The following is a 4,131-nucleotide window of genomic DNA, read 5'->3' on the forward strand; positions in this document are numbered from 1 at the left end:
GTCATGTGCAGTGCGGCGCGGGTCGTGTCGTAGGGGAAGTCGACCAGCGGAAGCGGCACATCCGCCAGTGGAGGGCCCGGCGGCGCGGCCGTGAGGTGTGCCGGGTGAGCGGCTCAGTGCGCTCCGGTGCCGGTCAGCGACCGCACCTCCAGCTCGGCGTACTTCTGCGCGTCCGGGACCTCCTTGGACAGCAGGGTGCCGACCGCGCCCAGCAGGAAGCCGACCGGGATCGAGATGATGCCGGGGTTCTCCAGCGGGAACCAGTGGAAGTCGGCGTCGGGGAACATCGAGGTGGGCTTGCCGGAGACGACCGGGGAGAACAGCACCAGGCCGACCGCGGTGACCAGGCCGCCGTAGATCGACCACAGGGCTCCGGAGGTGGTGAACCGCTTCCAGAACAGGCTGTAGAGGATGGTCGGCAGGTTCGCCGACGCGGCGACCGCGAAGGCCAGCGCGACGAGTCCGGCCACGTTCAGGTCGCGGGCGAGCGCGCCCAGCAGGATGGAGACGGCGCCGATGCCGACGGTGGCCCAGCGGGCGGCGCCCAGTTCCTGCTTCTCGGTGGCCTGCCCCTTCTTGATGACGTTGGCGTAGATGTCGTGGGCGAAGGAAGAGGAGGAGGCCAGGGTGAGGCCCGCGACGACCGCGAGGATCGTGGCGAAGGCGACGGCGGAGATACTGGCCAGCAGGATGGCGCCCCAGTCGGAGTCCACTCCCCCGAGGTGCAGGGCGAGCAGGGGGGCCGCGGTGTTGCCCGCCTTGTTGGAGGCGATGATCTCCTCGGGCTTGATCAGCGCGGCGGCGCCGAAGCCGAGGGCGAGGGTCATCAGATAGAAGGCGCCGATCAGGCCGATGGCCCAGATGACGGACTTCCGGGCCGCCTTGGCGGTGGGGACCGTGTAGAAGCGGATCAGGATGTGCGGCAGGCCCGCGGTGCCGAGCACCAAAGCGACGCCGAGGGAGATGAAGTCCAGCTTGGAGGTGCCGGTGGCGCCGTACTTCAGGCCGGGCTGCAGGAAGGCCGAGCCCTTGCCGCTGTTGCCGGCCGCGCTGCCCAGCAGGTCGGAGACGTTGAAGTCGAACTTGAGCAGCACCAGGAAGGTCAGCAGCAGCGCGCCCGCGATGAGCAGGACGGCCTTGACCATCTGGACCCAGGTGGTGCCCTTCATGCCGCCGATGGTGACGTACACGATCATCAGGACGCCGACCAGGGCGACGATGCCGACCTTGCCGCTGTCGCTGGTGATGCCGAGCAGCAGCGAGACGAGGACACCGGCGCCCGCCATCTGCGCGAGCAGGTAGAAGATCGACACCACGATGGTGGAGGTGCCCGCGGCGGTGCGCACCGGGCGCTGGCGCATCCGGTAGGCCAGCACGTCACCCATGGTGTAGCGGCCGGAGTTGCGCAGCGGCTCGGCGACCAGGAGCAGGGCGACCAGCCAGGCGACCAGGAAGCCGATGGAGTACAGGAAGCCGTCGTAGCCGAAGAGGGCGATGGCGCCCGCGATGCCCAGGAAGGACGCGGCGGACATGTAGTCGCCGGAGACGGCCAGGCCGTTCTGGAAGCCGGTGAACTGGCGGCCGCCCGCGTAGAAGTCGGCGGCGCCCTTGGTCTGGCGGCCCGCCCAGACGGTGATGACCAGGGTCGCGGCGACGAACACCGCGAACAGGGAGATGATCAGCGTCCGGTGCTCACTGGCCTCGCCGGCCGCGAGCAGGGTGTGCTGAGCGGAGATCGTGTGCTGAGCGCCGGTCATGCGCCGCCCTCCATCCGGGACTTGATGGCCTCGGCCCTGGGGTCGAGCTTGGCGGCGGCGTGCCGCGCGTACCACCAGGCGATGAGGAACGTGGTGAGGAACTGGGCGAGGCCCAGGACGAGGGCGATGTTGATGTTGCCCACGACCTCGGTGCCCATGAAGTCACCCGCGTAGCAGGAGAGCAGCACGTAGAGCAGGTACCAGGCGATGAAGGCGATCGTCAGAGGGAAGGCGAACGAGCGGTGGGCGCGGCGCAGTTCACCGAATTCCGCGCTCGCCTGCGCCTCGGTGAACTCCTCGGGGGAAGGAAGTGGGGGCTTCGCGGGGGGCGGTGTCTCGGTCGCCACTCAAGTCTCCTCGCGTCACGGACGGGCGGTTGCCGACCTCACTGGAACGGAGATCACGTTACCGGGCGTCAACGCGCGACTTCCCGTGGTGATCTTCCGGGGGGCGCGATCCGGCCGCGCCCCCTCGTTGACGCACACGGCCCGGGGCGTACGCCGGTTCACACGGGTCCCGCCCTTTCGGAGTTCCGGGCCACCGGGATAGCTTCACCTTGTCCCACCCGTCATGTACCTGCCCGAGCGCCACCCGTGCCTCGGGCGGTTCCGTTTCCGGATGATGTGGAGATCCCATGGCTCAGCTGCGCTCCCGGCGCCGGTTCGCGCCGGCCGTCCCGGTCGTGCTGTCGCTGACCGCCTCGCTCGGCTTCCTGCCGACGGCGGCCTCGGCGACCCCGTCCACGGCCCTGACGACGCGAGCGGCGGAGGGTTCCGGCACCACGTACGACGGCCCGAACCTGTCCTACGTGGTCAACACGAGGGCGAACCATCGCACGATCGAGTCGGTGCGCCGCGCGATAGGACGCAACGGCGGCACCGTCGTGGCCGGTTACGACCGTATCGGCGTGATCGTGGTCCACTCCGCCAACCCGGAGTTCGCCAAGTCGATCCGCAGGGTGCCCGGTGTCTCCTCGGCCGGCGCCACCCGCAACGCGCCGCTGCCCGCGCAGTCCACCACCGACCTGGGCGCGCCGAAGCCGCTGACGGCGGCGGAGCTGGCGAAGGCCAAGGCGGTGGACGGACAGGACCCGTTGGAGCCGCTCCAGTGGGACCTGCCCGCCATCAAGGCGGACAAGGCCCATGAGAAGACGCTCGGCAGCAGCAAGGTGACGGTCGCCGTCATCGACACCGGTGTGGACGACACCCACCCGGACATCGCGCCCAACTTCGACCGGGCGGCCTCCGTCAACTGCGTCTCCGGCGCGCCCGACACCACGGACGGAGCCTGGCGGCCGAGCGCGTCGGAGTCCCCGCACGGCACGCATGTCGCGGGCGAGATAGCGGGCGCCAGGAACGGCGTCGGCATCACGGGCGTGGCGCCGGGCGTGAAGGTCTCGGGCATCAAGGTGGGCAACCCGGACGGCTTCTTCTACACCGAGGCCGTGGTCTGCGGCTTCGTGTGGGCGGCCGAGCACCACGTGGACGTCACCAACAACAGCTATTACACCGACCCGTGGTACTTCAACTGCACCGGCGACCCGGACCAGAAGGCCCTGGTGGACGCCATCACCCGCGCCACCCGGTACGCGGAGGGCAAGGGCACGGTCAACGTCGCGGCGGCCGGCAACGAGAACTACGACTTCGCCGCCGACTCGATCACCGACTCCTCCTCCCCCAACGACGGCACGCCCTCGGACCGGACCGTCGACCCGCGCAAGTGCTTCGACATACCCACCCAGCTCCCGGGGGTCGTGACGGTCGCGGCGACCGGGGCGAAGGGCGTCAAGTCGTCGTTCTCCAACTACGGCCTGGGCACCATCGACATCGCGGCCCCCGGCGGCGACTCGACCGCGTACCAGACCCCCGCCCCGCCCGCGACCAGCGGCCTGATCCTGGGCCCGCTGCCCGGCGGCAAGTGGGGCTACATGGCCGGTACTTCGATGGCCTCACCGCATGTCGCGGGCGTCGCCGCGCTGATCAAGTCGGTCCACCCGCACGCCCCCGCCGCCGTGGTGAAGGCGCTGCTGTACGCGGAGGCGACGGCCACGCCGTGCACCGACCCCTACGACATCGACGGTGACGGCAAGACCGACGCGGTGTGCGAGGGCACGAAGAACCGCAACGGGTTCTACGGCTGGGGCATCGCGGACGCGCTGGCGGCGGTGACGCACTAGAGGCGCGGGCGCCTCCTTGTGGGGCCGGGGCGGCTGACGCATGGTGCGGCCATGATCGATCCCGTGATCGGGTCCGCCTGGGCCGCGCTGGGCGGGGATCGCGAGCTGCTCGCCCGGCTGGTGTGCGTCCAGCAGCCGGGGGCCCTGGTCGCCCGTCTTCCCGTGCAGCGGCTGGCGCGCGCGTGCGTGGGCACGTGC

At 70.4% G+C, this 4,131-nt stretch carries 3 protein-coding genes; 1 reads left to right on the top strand and 2 read right to left on the bottom strand.

Features of this window, described 5'->3' with window-relative positions; all coding sequences use genetic code 11:
• Window positions 1-113: 113 nt before the first annotated feature.
• Both ACFWN1_RS32060 and ACFWN1_RS32065 read right to left on the bottom strand, forming a co-directional pair.
• On the bottom strand, window positions 114-1,757 hold the full coding sequence (locus ACFWN1_RS32060; protein ID WP_384369870.1) for a cation acetate symporter: 1,644 nt from the start codon (window positions 1,755-1,757) through the stop codon (window positions 114-116).
• Window positions 1,754-2,104, bottom strand: coding sequence for a DUF485 domain-containing protein (locus tag ACFWN1_RS32065; RefSeq protein WP_384369873.1), 351 nt, complete (start codon window positions 2,102-2,104; stop codon window positions 1,754-1,756). The genes ACFWN1_RS32060 and ACFWN1_RS32065 overlap by 4 nt, the downstream gene beginning before the upstream one ends.
• A 287-nt stretch (window positions 2,105-2,391) precedes the next feature.
• On the opposite strand from ACFWN1_RS32065, the gene ACFWN1_RS32070 reads away from it, so the two are divergent.
• On the top strand, window positions 2,392-3,933 hold the full coding sequence (locus ACFWN1_RS32070) for a S8 family serine peptidase (protein ID WP_384369876.1): 1,542 nt from the start codon (window positions 2,392-2,394) through the stop codon (window positions 3,931-3,933).
• Window positions 3,934-4,131: the final 198 nt, after the last annotated feature.

Origin of the sequence: Streptomyces sp. NPDC058459 (assembly GCF_042721685.1) — a bacterium.
Taxonomy (GTDB): Bacteria; Actinomycetota; Actinomycetes; order Streptomycetales; family Streptomycetaceae; genus Streptomyces.